Genomic DNA, 15,877 nt, shown 5'->3' on the forward strand with positions numbered 1-15,877 from the left:
TAATTCAATTTATAAATTTACACCTTGTGTTTTCTTCAATTCATCAGGGTTTCTTGATTTGTTGTTTAGCTGATTCAATAATTCTTTAAGCGCTTTAAATTCTAAATCATCTACAACTTCTAAAGTTGTATTCTTGTTAATTCCAAAGGGTTGTCCAGAATATGGTTTTGTGTACTCATGTTCTAAAGTATGCTCTAAAAGCCAATCTTCCATATCGGTTCTGGTGATAGTTTCATTAATGTATTTTTCAATCATTAAACTGGCTATTTTTCCAGCAAATCGTGCTCCCCAATATCCGTTTTCTACAAATACAGCAAGCGCTATTTTAGGATTGTCTTTTGGTGCAAATGCTATAAATATAGAATGGTCTGTAAGCTGCATGCGTTGCCCATTAACTTTTACATAGTTTTCGGCAGTTCCAGTTTTTCCACAAATTTCAATACCTTTTACTTGAAGACTTGCAGCGGTTCCGTGGTTATAAACATCAAACATACCTTGGATAATAGGTTCAAAATGTTCTTTGTTTATGGTGGTATGGTTAGGGGTGGTATATTTAACATCGATGGTATGTCCTTCAATATTTTTTATTATGTGAGGTGTGTAATAGTAACCTCGGTTGGCAATAGCTGCGGTCATATTTGCTAATTGAATAGGTGTTGTTAATACTTCACCTTGCCCAATAGCATTTGATACGTTGAAGGTGCTTCCCCACCTGTTTTTGCCATAAAGCTGGTCGTAGGTTTTACTGCTAGGAATTTTACCAGGTTGTCCTACCGATAAATCGTTATTCAAATAATCGCCTAAGCCAAAGCTCTTTACATGGTTGCTCCAAATATCCATGCCTATAGCAGGACTTTTAGTTTTGTCTATAATTCTTCTGTAAACATTGGCAAAATAGGCATTGCAAGAATTGTAAATACCACCATTCATTGCTAAAGGACTTGGATGGCTATGACATCCCATTTTTCTGCCACCGTAACTATACCCGTGGTTGCAATAAAATCGGTCTTCGGTAGTTACAACTTCTTCTTGCAAACCAATAAGTGCACTTAAAATTTTAAAAGGCGACCCAGGCGGATACATGGCTTGAAGGCCTCTATCATATAAAGGCTTGTTAATACTGTCGTTATATAATTTTGTAAAATTAACTGAGCGTTGACGTCCAACTAATAAATTAGGATTGTAGGTTGGTGTTGAAACCATGGCTAAAATTTCGCCGCTACTAGGTTCAATGGCAATAATACCGCCGTGTTTGTTTTGCATGAGCAATTCTCCATAAGCCTGCAATTTGGCATCGATGGTAATGGTGACATCGCTACCTGGTTTTGGTAATGTGTCGAAAATACCATCTTTATAGGGTCCTAAATCTCTGTTAAATCTATCTTTTTGAATAAACTTAATGCCCTTCACACCGCGTAATGTTTTTTCGTAAGAGAGTTCAATACCTTGCTTCCCTATAAGGTCGCCCATTTTATAATAAGGATCTCGGGCAATAATAGCGTCATTAACTTCGCCAATATCACCTAAAACGTTGGCGCCTATAGTGGTTTCATAATGTCTTAAGGAGCGTTTTTGGATATAAAAACCTTCAAACTTTCGCATTTTTTCTTGTAAACTAGCATAGTCTTCTTTTGATAAATGCGGAATAAAAACGGAAGGCAACCAAGGGGAGTAATGATATGCTTTTTCAAAAATTTCTTTAAATCTGGCTTTTTCAATTTTCAATAAACTACAAAACTCTAAAGTATCCAAAGGTTTTACCTCGCGAGGAATAAACATAACGTCGTACGACGGTTGGTTGGAAACCAGTAATTCACCATTCCTATCAAATATAAAACCTCGTTTTGGATAGTCGTAAACTTTTCTAATGGCGTTGTCTTCATACAAATCTTGAATGCCCCCGCTATATATCTGTAAATAAAAAAGCCTGAGTATAAATATAAGTCCAACAGCGGCTATTGCCCCAACAAGTAAGAATCGTCTCATTTAGTTTTTTTACTAAAAATGATGGTTATAATTAGAATTAATAAAATAGTAAAAATACTTGAGAATAACGTTTTTTGAAGCACTAATATTATTTTTGAAACACTAAACATTTCTAAAAAAAACAATACAAAGTGATGTAGAAAAGTGAGAATGGTAAGATAGGTTAGTTTTTCGCCGAATTCAACGGTATTAAATTTTATAGTTTGATGCTCGTAAATTACTCCAAAAGAGAATTTTAGTATAACGGGTCTTATATAGGCTATAAAAACACAGGCTGCGGCGTGAATACCACCAGTGTCTGAGAATAAATCGACAGCTAATCCTAAGAAGAAGCTTAAAAAAATAATAATAAAACGGTTGTTTTTTACAGGAAACAACGCTATAAACATAATATAGACAAACGGGTTAATGTAGCCTGAAAAGTTAATATTACTGAACAACACAACCTGTAAAAAAACCAATAAAATAAAACGCGTAATATGGACAAACACAGTGTTATTCATTGACGGTTGTCTTTAATAAATCATTAATCTCATCAGCGTCAATATTTTCAATAGTATAAACATGTTCAAGATTGGTCATATCATTAAACAACTTGATGTTTATTTCGTAATAATTTTCGGCGGCATCAAGTTTAAAATCGTTTATAATACCTATTGGAATTCCTTTAGGGAAAATGGATGAATGCCCTGAAGTAATAATAGTATCGCCCTTTTTTACAGGAGCAATTTTTTGTATGTCGGTAAGTTGAATATAATGAGGTGATTTCGCATTCCACGAAAGGGACCCGTAATGATTTGTTTTTTTTAGCTGTGCACTAATTTTATTTGTGGTATTTAATACAGAAATAACCGTTGCATAATGTTTGCTGGTGCGGTCAACAATACCAACAATACCTTTTGAGCTTATAACACCTAAATCTTGTTTTAAACCATCGTTTCTTCCTTTATTTAAAAGCAGGAAGTTATTGGCGCCAGAATAGGTGTTTCTTATAACGTTTGCCAACGTGAATTTGTAGGAACCCTTATAAGTAACCGTATCTAAATAGGTAGAGTCTTTTTTGTTTTCAGAATTAAATAGCAGCATTTTTAAACGATTGTTTTCTTCTGCCAATACTTGGTTTTGAGATTTCAAACTTAAATACCCCGTAAAATTATTAATGGAATTGTAAATACCTCCAGTTAAAAAATTGGCAGAGTTTATAAACTTACTTTTATGGTAAGAATGTGTTTGAATTGTGAAAACAAAAGAAATAGAAAACAGCAACAAGGACAACAAAAAGTTTTTGTTTCTTATTATGAAATTAATAATCTGTTGCATGTTTTATAAGCCTATTTAATCAAAACGCTTTTGTATTTAGCTAAATTTTTAAGCGTAATGCCAGTACCTCTTACAACAGCACGTAAAGGGTCTTCGGCTATGTAAACTGGTAAGTCTGTTTTTTGAGATAAACGTTTGTCTAATCCTCTTAGCATAGAACCACCACCAGCTAAATAGATACCCGTATTATAAATATCGGCAGCCAGTTCTGGAGGTGTTTGCGATAGGGTTTCCATAACGGCATCCTCAATACGTAAAATAGATTTGTCCAATGCTTTTGCAATTTCTCTAAAGGATATAGATACTTGTTTGGGCTTACCAGTAAGTAAATCACGTCCTTGGACACTCATGTCTTCTGGAGGTAAATCTAAATCTTCGGTGGCAGCACCAATTTGGATTTTTATTTTTTCCGCAGTACGCTCGCCCACATATAAATTATGTTGCGTACGCATGTAGTAAACAATGTCGTTTGTAAATACGTCACCTGCAATTTTTACCGATTTATCACAAACAATACCGCCCAATGCAATAACCGCAATTTCGGTAGTACCACCACCTATATCAACCACCATATTGCCTTTAGGTTGCATAATATCAACTCCAATACCAATAGCCGCAGCCATAGGTTCGTGTATTAAGTATACTTCTTTGCCATTTACACGTTCGGCACTTTCTTTTACTGCACGCATTTCAACTTCTGTGATACCCGAAGGAATACAGACTACCATACGAAGCGCCGGAGTGAAAAATTTCTTTTTTAATGCGGGTATGTTTTTAATAAACATACTTATCATTTGCTCTGAAGCATCAAAATCGGCAATAACACCGTCTTTTAAAGGGCGAATGGTTTTAATGTTTTCATGCGTTTTTCCTTGCATTAAACTGGCTTCTTGACCGACGGCAATAATTTTTCCGGTAATTCTATCACGAGCTACAATGGAAGGTGCGTCAACCACAACCTTGTCGTTATGAATAATAAGAGTATTTGCAGTACCTAAATCTATTGCAATTTCTTCGGTTAAGAAGTCAAAAAAGCCCATAAGCCGTAAGTAGTATTAGAGGTTTAAAAACGAATGCTGTAAAAGTAATAAATCTAAACAAAAAAAAAGAGTTTATTATATTTAGTTATAGAATTAATTTTCTATAGTTTATGGTTCTACAAAAAATGTAAACTTAGCTACGGTTTTGCATATTTTTTTCTTAAGTAATTGAAATAGTGCCTATACAAAATTTAAAAATTTAAAAATTTAAAGAAAGAAAACCGTCTTATGGGACATTTTCATTGTTTAATGCTAATAAATGCTTGTTTTGCTCCTTTTTTTTTAAACCCTAAATATTTTATTGTTTCTTTGGTTATGTTTGTTATTTAAATATGAGTTCTCTTTCTTGAAAGATTATAATATGCCCTAAATGTTAACTATTAAATCAAAATATAATTATGAGTACAGAAGACAAAGTGTTACCGCCAGGAACTGTTTTTTTAACCACAATTACTAATTTACAGAAAGGTGCTATAATAAGCCCTTCGACTCAAACTACAGTAACTCCACTAGAACCAGATCATGTAAGTGCTTTAGAGAACGGAACTACAATTACAATTACCGCTACTGTATATGTAGATGCAGCAGATGATTTAAGTAGTTTAGACGTTTATATAACAGAACCATTAACAGGAGATACACAAGATGTTTATTTTGTGTATGATTATGAGGAAGAAGTACCTAGTGCATTATATCCTTACACATTTAGTTTTGAGATAGAAGATCCAACTAACTCTATTAAATATATTGAGTCTTATTTATGGGACGAAGATCCTGTTAGTTCTAGAGGTACTGTTACTGAAGTTGATCCAGGATAAAAGTAGTCTGTAAATTTAAATAATGAAAATCCATGAACCATAAAGTTCATGGATTTTTAAATATATTTGCTTTTATAAATCCTTCTATGAACGCAAAAATTGAAATTAAGTTAGCATTGATTTTAATTTCATTAGTTTCGAGTTATTGTTCTTTTTCCCAAAATGAACTAGAAAATGAGCTTTTTGATTCAGTAATCAATAAAAAAGCAAAGGCATATAAATCCAATGTATTTTTTTATAAATCGGCCTCATTTTTTCTTAACAAAAAATGGGATTCTACGTTGGTTTATACTATGAAGCAGCTGAATGATCCCCAAAATAGCAGCGAAGTAAAAGATTATTCACATTACTTAAGAGGCTATAGTTTTAAACAAAAAAAGCTATTTGAAGAAGCTCAAAAAGAGTTCAAATTAATATCTACTGAGTTTGGGTTTTATTATATCATTAAAATGCGTTTGGGGGAAATAGCCTTAGAACTTCAACAATTTAAAAAAGCGATTACTTATTATGAAGAATTAATAAGTTTATCGGATAATAATTATAAGTATTTTAAAAAAAGTACGGTCAACCATAATTTAGGATTATGCCACCTACATTTAGGGGAATTTAAAAAAGCAGAACCATATTTAATTGAAAACGTAAAGATAGAAGAACAGAAAAAAGATACTATTAAATTAATACATGCTTACGGAAATTTAGCCAATTTATATTATGAACAATATCAAGATGATTTGGCCATTCCGTATTTTGAAAAAGCATATCTACTATCAAAAAAATCAAAAGACATAAAAACTAAGCATAACTCGGCTTTAAATATGGCTGTGGTAGAAGAGAACCGTAAAAATTTTCAAAAAGCTTTAGCTTACAGAAAAGAGTACGAACAATGGAAAGATTCCTTAAACGATCAAAATAAAATTTACGAAGTTGCTAAACTCGAAAGGGAGTTTGCGGTTAAGGCAAAACAAAAAGAAGTTAGTTTACTTCAAGCCGAAAATAAGGCTAAAGTAGTAGAGAGAAATGGGTTGTTTTATTCGGTGATGGTTTTGTTATTGTTGCTGGGAGTAACCATGTATTTTTATAAAGAAAAAATAAAGACGAATAAAATTATAGTAAGCCAAAAAGAAGATTTAAACACATTAAATGCTACAAAGGATAAATTGTTCTCTATTGTAAGCCACGACTTAAGATCTTCAGTAAATGCTTTAAAAACAAGTAATACGAAGTTAATAAATCATTTGGAAGCTAAAAATTTAGATCAATTAGACCATCTTCTGCATGATAATAGTGCTATTGTAAACGGCGCCTATAATTTATTAGATAACCTGTTGCATTGGGCGTTATTGCAAACCAAGCAATCGTATTTTGAGATTATATCTATTCGCCTGTTTTTTATAGTGGAACAAATGGCTTACAACTACAAGCCATTGATGCTCGAAAAAAATATCCAGTTTGAAAATAGGGTTTCAAAAAACGATGTTGTCTTTGCAGACCAGGAATCTTTAAAAATTGTTTTAAGAAATTTGTTGGATAATGCTATAAAGTTTTCAAATACGAACGGCATCATTAAAATTTATACTATAAACACTAATAATACTTATTGCGATTTGGTTGTTGAAGATTCTGGATTAGGAATGAGCGAAACGGTTCGGTTAGAACTGCTTAAAGACACCGCGTTATTATCGAAAAAAGAGCATGAAGGCATTATAGGCACTGGGTTAGGCTTGCAATTATGTAAATCGCTGATTAAAAAGAACAACGGAAGATTTTCTATAGAAAGTGAATTAGGAAAAGGCACAAAAATGATTGTATCTTTACCTAAAACAATATAGAATGGAGAATGTAAATGTACTTATAGTAGAAGATATACCATCTGAAAGCAATGCTTTAATAGAAGTGCTTAAAGCTAATAATTACAGTATTGTTGGTGTAGCAACTAGCTTTAAGTCAGCTTTAGATTTGTTTTATAGTAGTAAGATAGATATTGTTGTTATTGATATTTTTTTAAATGGTCTGCCAGACGGAATTTCTTTTGCCGAAACCATTAATGCAAGTCCTAATGCATCAAAACCATTTGTGTTTTTAACGAGTTCTACAGATCGAAAAATATTTGAAAGAGCAAAATTAACACAGCCTTTTAGTTATTTGGTGAAACCATTTAACGAATTGGAAATTCTCTATGCTTTAGAGATGGCTGTCGAAAAATTTTATGCGCAAACAGATGTGTTTTTGAGTGAAGAGGAAGACACCGTTATAAGCAAAGAATACTTGTTTATAAAAAAAGGGAAATCCTTAAAAAAAGCACTTATTGCCGATATTATATATATAGAAGTAGAAGAGAAATATTGTAATATAATAACAGAAAAAGAAAAATTTGTAATTCTGATATCGCTAACAAAAATGCTGAAACTGTTAGATGATTCTATGTTTTTTAGAACCCACAGAAACTATATTGTAAAAGCAGAAAAAATAATAGAGATTATACCTAGCGATAATCTTATAATTTTATCTGGAAACCATAAAGTGACACTAAGTGAGAGCTATAAAGATATCCTAAAAAAGCTACCTACCTTAAAATAATGTCATTCAAAATAAAAACTACTGATAATCTCTAAACATGAGTTCGGGATAAATTTTAGCGAAGTTGGATATTCAAAGTTCAGAGTTCAAAGTTAAAAGTTCAGGATTTACACTTCACTTTTTTTGATTATCCGTTCTTATGGATAAAAAAACTTGCTTTATGCCTATTTTTTTAAGTGACCTTTAATTAAGTAATATTCTTGTAAAAGAATAAAAACAGAACACTCTAAAGAGCTAAATGTTTTCTGAAAAATGTTGCTAAGAAAAAATAATTTAAAAGTTAAATCAGGGATGATTATAAATAAGATAACTCGAAAAACGAAATCAAACTACTTCATGCTATTGCTTATGGTAGCTGTTTTAATTCAATTGGGACTTTTAATATATCGATTAAGTAAATTAATGGATTTTAACTTTTAGGGAGATTAATTATCATAATTAATTTTAAAAAAAGAGAGCACTATTTTATTAGCGCTCTTTTTTATATGATATCTTTTTATTTTTAATGTTTAAAATGACGCGTTCCAGTAAACACCATGGCAACGTTATTTTCATTACAATAATCAATACTCAACTGGTCTTTAATAGATCCTCCTGGTTGAATTACAGCAGTAATACCAGCTTTTTTGGCAATTTCTACACAATCTGGAAACGGGAAAAATGCATCGCTAGCCATAACAGCACCGTTTAAATCGAAATTAAAGGTTTTCGCTTTATGAATCGCTTGCTCTAAAGCATCTACACGACTGGTTTGTCCAGTTCCGCTAGCAAATAATTGTTTGTTTTTAACTAAAACGATGGTGTTGGATTTTGTGTGCTTGCAAATTTTTGAAGCAAATATTAAATCTTCTAACTCGTTTTTTGATGGTTTATTGTTGGTCACATAAGTTAATCCTTCAATAGTGTCTGTGACAGTGTTTCTATCTTGGACCAAAACCCCATTTAAACAACTTCTTACGTTGGTTTGAGGCAACTCTACATCATGAAGAATTAATATGATTCTATTTTTCTTTCCTTTAAGAATTTCTAAAGCTTCAGTATGGTATGAAGGCGCAATAATAACTTCACAGAATAAACTGCTTATTTCTTCAGCAGTTGCTTTGTCAATTTCAGTATTACTAATTAAAACCCCACCAAAAGCAGAAACAGGGTCGCCAGCTAAAGCATCATTATACGCTTGGTGAATAGTATTGCTTTGAGCAAAACCACAAGCGTTGTTGTGTTTTAGAATAGCAAATGTTGGCGCTTCATTTTTGAATTCGTTTATTAGATTAACTGCGGCATCAACATCCAATAAGTTGTTGTAGCTTAGTTCTTTTCCGTTAAGTTTAGTAAACATCGCATCAAAATCGCCAAAGAAAAACCCTCTTTGGTGTGGGTTTTCGCCATAACGCAATACGTTTCCATTAGTTTCGCTAATTTTTAAAACAGTCTCTTCGTTGTTTTTGTTGAAGTAATTAAAAATGGCAGTATCGTAATGCGACGATACGTTAAATGCTTTTGCAGCAAAACGTTTTCTGTTTTCTAAAGAAATGCTTCCGTTGTTTTCTGAAATAAGATTTAAAAATTCAGCATAATCATCAACAGAGGCTACACAAACAACATCGGCATAATTTTTTGCGGCAGCACGAATTAACGAAATACCGCCTATATCAATTTTTTCAATAATATCTTGTTCACTTGCACCCGAAGCAACAGTTTTTTCAAACGGATATAAATCAACAATAACGACATCAATTTGAGGGATTTCAAAAGCTTCTAATTCAGAGGCGTCTCCTGCATGGTTTTGTCTGTTTAAAATACCTCCAAACACTTTTGGGTGTAATGTTTTTACACGACCACCAAGAATAGAGGGGTATGATGTTACTTCTTCTACAGGAACTACATCAATGCCTAAATCGTTAATAAATGTTTGGGTACCACCAGTAGAATAAATGGTTACACCTTGTTCGTTTAGTTTTCTAACAATAGGTTCTAAACCTTCTTTACTAAATACAGAAATTAATGCTGATTTTACTGTTTTTTCGTTGCTCATTTTTTTAATCTAATTATAAGTTGCAAAAGTAGTTATTTCAACTAAAATACAACTGTTTATAAAACAAAAAACGAGACGACTTTTTAACTAAATTAGAAAATTATCGACAAGCGTTTTAAAATACTAAAAATTACTCAAGTATTGAAGCAACTTGTGTACAAACAAACTCTAAAAAACGTTCATCTGCTTCAGTAAAAGGATCTGGAGTGTTCGAGTCGATATCAATTTGCCCTATGTTTTTGCCATTTACAAAGATGGGGATAACAATTTCAGCTTTAACCGTAATACTGCAAGCTATATAATTGTCTTGTGCGGAGACATCGGGCACCACAAAATTTTGGTTGCTAACCGCTACTTGTCCGCAAATACCTTTTCCAAAGGGAATTACGGTATGATCGGTTGGTGCGCCAACATACGGTCCCAAAATAAGTTCTTCTTTTTTGCCATTTCTAAAATAAAACCCTACCCAGTTATAATAACTAACGTGTTTTTCAAGAAGTTCGCAAATATTTAAAAGGCGTTCGCTTACTGTTTTGCTGGTATTTAAAACAATAGTTTCTACTTGGGATTTTAGTTGTTCGAAAATCATAAATGGTAAAGTTTTGGTAAAAGTATTTAAAAAGAGATGTATTATATATTTGGTTTGCATAATTTTAACCTTATAAAAATTTGAATAAGTTTTTTTGAAAACACTTTTAGTAAAATATAAGTTGGTTATTAAGTTTATAATTGCGTTTTTATTGACGTATATTGTTCTGTCAATACTCTATAAGTTCTATTTGCAGTTTTCTGACGGGGCTAAATTTTATCCAGATTATATGACCCACTTAGTAGCCAAACAAAGTGAATCGTTATTAAATACTTTTGGATATCATGCACAAGTATTGCCACATCCAAACGAACCATCAATGAAGCTAATTGTTAATAACCAGTATTTAGCACGTGTTGTTGAAGGCTGTAATTCTATTAGTGTTATTATATTATTTGTGTCATTCATCGTGGCTTTTGCTTCTAAGTTTAAAACAACATTTTTCTACATCCTTGCGGGAAGTGTTTTGATTTATACAGTTAATTTATTGCGTATTGTTCTGTTGACTATAGGTTTGTATCATTATCCATATCAAAAAGATATTTTTCATAAGGTTGTTTTTCCTGCTGTTATTTATGGGATGGTATTTTTATTATGGGTTTTGTGGGTGAATCGTTTTTCTAAATTGAAGAGAGGCAATGAATAATCCAACAAAATACATCTTATTAATTGTGTTATTCGGATTGTTGATTTTAATTCGAGTTTTTGAAGACGACTTGTTTTACGATCCTTATTTAACATTTTTTCAAAACGATTACCTGTATATTGATAGTCCCAGACGCGAAATTTTTAAAGTCGCCATATTTACTGCATTTCGATACATTCTAAATACAGTCATTTCATTAGGAATACTCTATGTGGTTTTTAAAGACAAAAGCATTATAAAGTTCTCAGTGTTTATATACACTTTGGCTTTTGTAACTTTAATGGCCATTTATTTGTATTTTGTTATTAACCCAAGACAAGAAGACTATTATTTGTTTTTTAATGTGCGCAGATTTATCATTCAACCCATCATTTTAATATTGTTGCTTCCTGCATTTTATTATAATAAATTTAAAAGCCAAGAGACTGTTTAAGTTTTATCCTTTAATAAACGCATCATAAGATGCTGTTAAACTAAGAGTCTGAATATTGGCAATTTCAAATTAAATATTAACTTCGGAAATTTATGAGACTGTCTAAATTTTATTTTTGGAATATTTTATAGTGTATTTTTTCGTCAGACGAAGGTATTTAGAGGTTCATAGCCATAGCTATGGATCGAAAAACAGCTGAAGTATGGTGGAAAAAGACGCATAAAAGAACCAAAGGATAAAACTTAGACAGTCTCTATTATTCATTTTAAATTTTATTCATTTAAAGCACAACTTTTATGCACATTTTTAAATTGGTTTTTAGTTTCAAAAGCAAACTTAAAGTATCCTTAGTTTTTTTACTTATTAGTTTATTGTCAATACAAGGGTTTTCTCAAGATGCAGGATTAAAATGGTCTAACGATGGTAAATCGTATTATACAATTCAAAGCGAGGGCATTGTTCAGTATACCTTACCTTCAAATGATGCTGATGTATTAATATCAAAAGAGCAATTAATACCTAGTGGTAGTAACACACCTTTGACAGTAAGTTATTTTACGTTTTCAAAAGACGAGCAAAAAGTGTTGCTGTTTACTAATACTAAACGTGTATGGCGCTTAAATACCAAAGGCGATTATTGGGTTTTAAACATGGCAACAGGCGCTTTACAGCAACTAGGTAAAACCTTGCCGGAAGCCTCACTTATGTTTGCTAAAATATCTCCCGATGGTAAATTGGCCGCCTATGTAAGTGACAATAATATCTATGTTGAAGACTTAAGCAACTCAAAAATAAAAGCACTAACAACCGATGGGACTGCAACATTAATTAATGGAACGTTTGATTGGGTTTATGAAGAAGAATTTGCCTGTCGCGATGGGTTTCGTTGGAGTCCAGATAGTAAATCGATAGCCTATTGGCAAATTGATGCGAGCGATACCAAGACGTTTTATATGATTAATAATACCGACTCTATTTATTCGCAAATAGTGCCTTTAGAATATCCCAAAGTTGGTGAAACACCGTCGTCTTGTAAAGTCGGTGTTGTCACTATTGATGATGCCAAAACCAAATGGATGGACATTCCAGGAAATCCACGTCAAAACTATTTGGTACGTATGGAGTTTATACCAGCGACCGAAAACTTATTAATTCAGCAATTAAACAGAAAACAAAACCAAAGCAAACTTTTTATTGCCGAACCAAAAACGGGTATTTCTAAAGTTATACAAGAAGAAACCGATGCAGCTTGGGTAGATATCTATGAAGCAGGAAACCACTATAGCATCGATTTTACTAACAATTTTATTTGGTACAACAGCGGAAAAAATATTTTATGGACTTCAGAAAAAGATGGTTGGAGGCATTTATATAATGTGTCTTTGGAAGGAAAGAAAGAGCAATTAATAACCAAAGGTGCCTACGATTTTATAGACCTGTCATACATTGATGCCAAAAATGGCTATGTGTATTTTATGGCATCGCCCAACAATGCCACACAAAGCTATCTTTACAAAACGAAGCTAAATGGTAAAGGAACTTTAGAGTTGGTAAGTCCAAAAGTATTAGAAGGTACACATGGTTACAACGTGTCGCCAACAGGTGCTTTTGCTGTACACTCGTTTTCAAACCATTTTACAAAACCAGCTTCTGAGCTTATTTCGTTTGAAAACCATAAACCAATTAGTATAGAAGCCAGTATAGAAGCCAATCTGTCTAGATTGCAAGAGACGCCTAAAGTTGAATTTTTCAAAGTGACTACTGCCGAAGGTGTTGACATGGACGGATGGATGGTGAAACCGACCAATTTTGATGCTTCAAAAAAATACCCCGTGGTATTTTATGTGTATTCTGAACCTGCATCTACAACGGTAAACGATTCTTATGGCGCAGGTAGAAACTGGAATTATAATGGTAGCATGGCAGATGATGGCTATATTTATATATCATTGGATAACCGAGGAACACCAGCGCCAAAAGGACGCGCATGGCGTAAAAGTATTTATAGAAACATAGGAAGAATTAATATTAAAGATCAAGCCATGGCAGCCAAAGAAATACTAAAATGGCATTTTGTAGATCCAGAACGTATCGCAGTTTGGGGGCATAGTGGAGGCGGTTCTGCAACTTTAAATTTGTTGTTCCAGTATCCTGAAATTTATAAAACAGGCATTTCATTAGCGGCTATTTCAAACCAGTTAACTTATGATAACATCTATCAAGAACGTTATATGGGCTTACCACAAGAGAATATGGAAGATTTTGTAAAGGGGTCGCCAGTAACATATGCTGAAAATTTACAAGGCAACTTATTATATATTCATGGTACAGGCGATGATAATGTACATTACCAAAATGCCGAAATTTTAGTAAACGAATTGGTGAAACACAACAAGCAGTTTCAGTTTATGCCATATCCAAACCGTACACACGGTATTCGAGAGGGCGAAGGCACAACAGCGCATTTAAAAACATTGTTCACCAATTATTTAAAAACGTATTGCCCACCGGGAGGTAGGTAAATGATTTTTTAAGTTAAAAAAACTCCAAGGTTTTATGGCTTTGGAGTTTTTTGTGAAATTTATTTTTGATGCCCATAAACTGAATTAAAAACAATTGAAAAGCACATTTTTACTGTTGGACACAATACTAAAAATTTAAAGTTAATGATGAGGTTCATAAAGTATAGGTTATTACCAGTATAGAGAACTAATGGCTGCAGATGCCCATTAAGAGTGATAATGTAAAAAGTCCAAGCTACCTAGTTTGGACTTTTTTATGAATAAAATTAGCAATGAACAACTTTATAAACCATGGGAAAAAGTCTTTTTATTGTTATATTATCAGCACTTTGCTTTGGTAATGGTTTTTCACAATATGCCGGAAAGCAATGGATTGATTTAAGTTATGCTAACGATGATCATATCTGCCATATGCTTGATATAAAAAAACGCCTCCATTTTTTGAGGCGTTTTTTTGTCTACTTATTTTCTAATTAATACGATACGTATAGAGAAGTATTAGTCATCCTCAAAAGCTATTCTAAAGTTACTTTTAATATATCTTTTATAGGAGGTAGGGTGTTAAATTCATTTGGGTTGGTAACTTCGCTGATGGGTTCCATATTTTCTATAGGAGTACCACCTTGAGCAGCTTGTGTTTCTCCAGCACCAGGATATTCATTAACAGCGGTGCCATTATCAAATAACCCTATGGTAGAAGAAATATCACCTACACGTAAGGCATTAATAAAGTTGCCTTTGGTGGCAAAAAACCAGTCGTTCGATAAACCATACATGGTCACAATGGCAATTTTACTGCCTCCTGTAATTTGTAATTCTTGTGATACTTTGCTACCTGCATTACCGTTGATGCTAGGTAATAACACTGTGCTTACAGGGTCGGCCAAAATATAAACATCTTTTACGTTTGGTTTTTGCCTTAGGTTTTCGGCCAGGATTTCAGCGTTACCAAATTGCGCTATGTCTTTTAAACCTTCGCCCATATCGTAGGAGCCTACTTCGTATATAGGGTTCATATTGCCCTCATAGGTAACAACAAGAACAGGTGATAGAGGTGTGAAAATTCCGGTTTTGCTAGTTAAGTACTCGTGCATTATAGCAATATTTCCTGTTTCAGCAATGTGGGTTAAACCTTCAGTGGTAACATCTTGAAAAATAGGTTCAGGCATTAATAGGTTGCCACCCGGAGCATACGAAATTGCCCAAACCCCAGGACTAAATGGCGTGGTGTTACTGGTTTGGTCTGAAGTATTCATAATGGTTATGGTAAACATAGAGTTCCCATCGTAGTTAAGTGATAATTTCATCATTTCTGAAGCCATAGGGTAGGTGTTCGAGTATGCGTCCATGCCGTTAATCTCACTAATGTTTTTTATAGGATCTTCTAAAACACCAGGATGTTCCACATCCATACCTGGAGCCTGATTTACTCTTGTGCCATTGTCCCATAGTTTTATTTGTGATGATACATCACCGGTAATAGGTGTACCATCGTTATCATATAGTGCAATACCAGGGTTTTCAGGAGCGAAAAAAAGGTCGTTACTCCATCCATACATAGTCGCAAAGCTTAAATATTGTCCCTTTCCCGCATAAAAACTAAACGATATTTCTTGACCGGGAAAAATAACAGGAGGCGTACCATCGCCCATAAATGCTCCGGATTGTACCAAGGGTTGTGCTTGTAATACGTTTTCAACCGTTATGGTTTGGTTGTGAATGGCTTTAGACTTATCAATTTTAGAGATGCCCAGATTAAACGCATCGGCATTTTCCATAGGTTCTTTGTCACAGGCACTAAAAACGGTAATAACCAGTGCCAGCATAGTAATGTTTTTTAAAATAGAGTGTCTCATAGTTTATTTGTTTTTTATTCAATACAAATGAAGCCATAAGATGTCACAGAAAAGT

General features: G+C 33.2%; 13 protein-coding genes. 6 read left to right on the plus strand and 7 right to left on the minus strand.

Annotation, left to right across the window (positions count from 1 at the left end; all coding sequences use genetic code 11):
• Positions 1-9: 9 nt before the first annotated feature.
• The 4 genes from mrdA to ACGLWY_RS13240 are packed head-to-tail and all read right to left on the minus strand — an operon-like array spanning position 10 to position 4,346.
• Positions 10-1,986, minus strand: coding sequence for a penicillin-binding protein 2 (mrdA, locus tag ACGLWY_RS13225; RefSeq protein ID WP_396620139.1), 1,977 nt, complete (start codon positions 1,984-1,986; stop codon positions 10-12).
• Complete coding sequence (locus ACGLWY_RS13230) at positions 1,983-2,489, minus strand: rod shape-determining protein MreD (RefSeq protein ID WP_396620140.1); 507 nt, start codon at positions 2,487-2,489, stop codon at positions 1,983-1,985. The genes mrdA and ACGLWY_RS13230 overlap by 4 nt, the downstream gene beginning before the upstream one ends.
• Positions 2,482-3,306, minus strand: a complete 825-nt coding sequence (gene mreC / locus ACGLWY_RS13235) for a rod shape-determining protein MreC (RefSeq protein WP_396620141.1) — start codon at positions 3,304-3,306, stop codon at positions 2,482-2,484. The genes ACGLWY_RS13230 and mreC overlap by 8 nt, the downstream gene beginning before the upstream one ends.
• Before the next feature lie 11 nt (positions 3,307-3,317).
• A complete protein-coding gene (locus tag ACGLWY_RS13240; protein ID WP_308990679.1) occupies positions 3,318-4,346 on the minus strand; it encodes a rod shape-determining protein in 1,029 nt (342 codons plus the stop codon).
• Between the two features lie 398 nt (positions 4,347-4,744).
• Here ACGLWY_RS13240 and ACGLWY_RS13245 point away from each other — a divergent pair, with 398 nt between their 5' ends.
• The 3 genes from ACGLWY_RS13245 (at position 4,745) to ACGLWY_RS13255 (ending at position 7,741) form a co-directional block, all read left to right on the plus strand.
• Positions 4,745-5,164, plus strand: coding sequence for a hypothetical protein (locus ACGLWY_RS13245; protein WP_396620142.1), 420 nt, complete (start codon positions 4,745-4,747; stop codon positions 5,162-5,164).
• Positions 5,165-5,250: 86 nt separating this feature from the next.
• A complete protein-coding gene (locus ACGLWY_RS13250) occupies positions 5,251-6,993 on the plus strand; it encodes an ATP-binding protein (protein ID WP_396620143.1) in 1,743 nt (580 codons plus the stop codon).
• Position 6,994: 1 nt separating this feature from the next.
• A complete protein-coding gene (locus tag ACGLWY_RS13255) occupies positions 6,995-7,741 on the plus strand; it encodes a LytR/AlgR family response regulator transcription factor (protein WP_396620144.1) in 747 nt (248 codons plus the stop codon).
• A 502-nt stretch (positions 7,742-8,243) separates the two neighbouring features.
• Here ACGLWY_RS13255 and purH read toward each other — a convergent pair.
• Together purH and ACGLWY_RS13265 are read right to left on the minus strand one after the other, a co-directional pair.
• Complete coding sequence (purH, locus tag ACGLWY_RS13260; protein ID WP_396620145.1) at positions 8,244-9,776, minus strand: bifunctional phosphoribosylaminoimidazolecarboxamide formyltransferase/IMP cyclohydrolase; 1,533 nt, start codon at positions 9,774-9,776, stop codon at positions 8,244-8,246.
• Positions 9,777-9,906: 130 nt separating this feature from the next.
• On the minus strand, positions 9,907-10,365 hold the full coding sequence (locus ACGLWY_RS13265) for a GAF domain-containing protein (protein WP_396620146.1): 459 nt from the start codon (positions 10,363-10,365) through the stop codon (positions 9,907-9,909).
• 94 nt (positions 10,366-10,459) lie between these two features.
• On the opposite strand from ACGLWY_RS13265, the gene xrtF reads away from it, so the two are divergent.
• The 3 genes from xrtF (at position 10,460) to ACGLWY_RS13280 (ending at position 13,966) form a co-directional block, all read left to right on the plus strand.
• Positions 10,460-11,011, plus strand: a complete 552-nt coding sequence (gene xrtF / locus ACGLWY_RS13270) for an exosortase family protein XrtF (protein ID WP_396620147.1) — start codon at positions 10,460-10,462, stop codon at positions 11,009-11,011.
• Positions 11,004-11,444 (plus strand): exosortase F system-associated membrane protein, encoded by a 441-nt coding sequence (locus ACGLWY_RS13275; protein WP_396620148.1) that lies wholly within the window; start codon positions 11,004-11,006, stop codon positions 11,442-11,444. Before xrtF ends, ACGLWY_RS13275 begins: the two co-directional genes overlap by 8 nt.
• A gap of 296 nt (positions 11,445-11,740) precedes the next feature.
• Complete coding sequence (locus tag ACGLWY_RS13280) at positions 11,741-13,966, plus strand: DPP IV N-terminal domain-containing protein (protein ID WP_396620149.1); 2,226 nt, start codon at positions 11,741-11,743, stop codon at positions 13,964-13,966.
• 515 nt (positions 13,967-14,481) lie between these two features.
• Here ACGLWY_RS13280 and ACGLWY_RS13285 read toward each other — a convergent pair.
• Positions 14,482-15,822: a spondin domain-containing protein gene (locus ACGLWY_RS13285; protein WP_396620150.1), complete on the minus strand. Its 1,341-nt coding sequence runs from the start codon at positions 15,820-15,822 to the stop codon at positions 14,482-14,484.
• Between the last annotated feature and the right edge of the window lie 55 nt (positions 15,823-15,877).

Source organism: Mariniflexile sp. HMF6888, from assembly GCF_044335535.1.
Classification (GTDB): Bacteria; Bacteroidota; Bacteroidia; order Flavobacteriales; family Flavobacteriaceae; genus Mariniflexile.

Excerpts from the sequence above, each read along its gene's own strand:
- mrdA (WP_396620139.1), bottom strand. The coding sequence starts at position 1,986 with ATGAGACGATTCTTACTTGTTGGGGCAATAGCCGCTGTTGGACTTATA.
- ACGLWY_RS13230 (WP_396620140.1), bottom strand. The coding sequence starts at position 2,489 with ATGAATAACACTGTGTTTGTCCATATTACGCGTTTTATTTTATTGGTT.
- mreC (WP_396620141.1), bottom strand. The coding sequence starts at position 3,306 with ATGCAACAGATTATTAATTTCATAATAAGAAACAAAAACTTTTTGTTG.
- ACGLWY_RS13240 (WP_308990679.1), bottom strand. The coding sequence starts at position 4,346 with ATGGGCTTTTTTGACTTCTTAACCGAAGAAATTGCAATAGATTTAGGT.
- ACGLWY_RS13245 (WP_396620142.1), top strand. The coding sequence starts at position 4,745 with ATGAGTACAGAAGACAAAGTGTTACCGCCAGGAACTGTTTTTTTAACC.
- ACGLWY_RS13250 (WP_396620143.1), top strand. The coding sequence starts at position 5,251 with ATGAACGCAAAAATTGAAATTAAGTTAGCATTGATTTTAATTTCATTA.
- ACGLWY_RS13255 (WP_396620144.1), top strand. The coding sequence starts at position 6,995 with ATGGAGAATGTAAATGTACTTATAGTAGAAGATATACCATCTGAAAGC.
- purH (WP_396620145.1), bottom strand. The coding sequence starts at position 9,776 with ATGAGCAACGAAAAAACAGTAAAATCAGCATTAATTTCTGTATTTAGT.
- ACGLWY_RS13265 (WP_396620146.1), bottom strand. The coding sequence starts at position 10,365 with ATGATTTTCGAACAACTAAAATCCCAAGTAGAAACTATTGTTTTAAAT.
- ACGLWY_RS13275 (WP_396620148.1), top strand. The coding sequence starts at position 11,004 with ATGAATAATCCAACAAAATACATCTTATTAATTGTGTTATTCGGATTG.
- ACGLWY_RS13280 (WP_396620149.1), top strand. The coding sequence starts at position 11,741 with ATGCACATTTTTAAATTGGTTTTTAGTTTCAAAAGCAAACTTAAAGTA.
- ACGLWY_RS13285 (WP_396620150.1), bottom strand. The coding sequence starts at position 15,822 with ATGAGACACTCTATTTTAAAAAACATTACTATGCTGGCACTGGTTATT.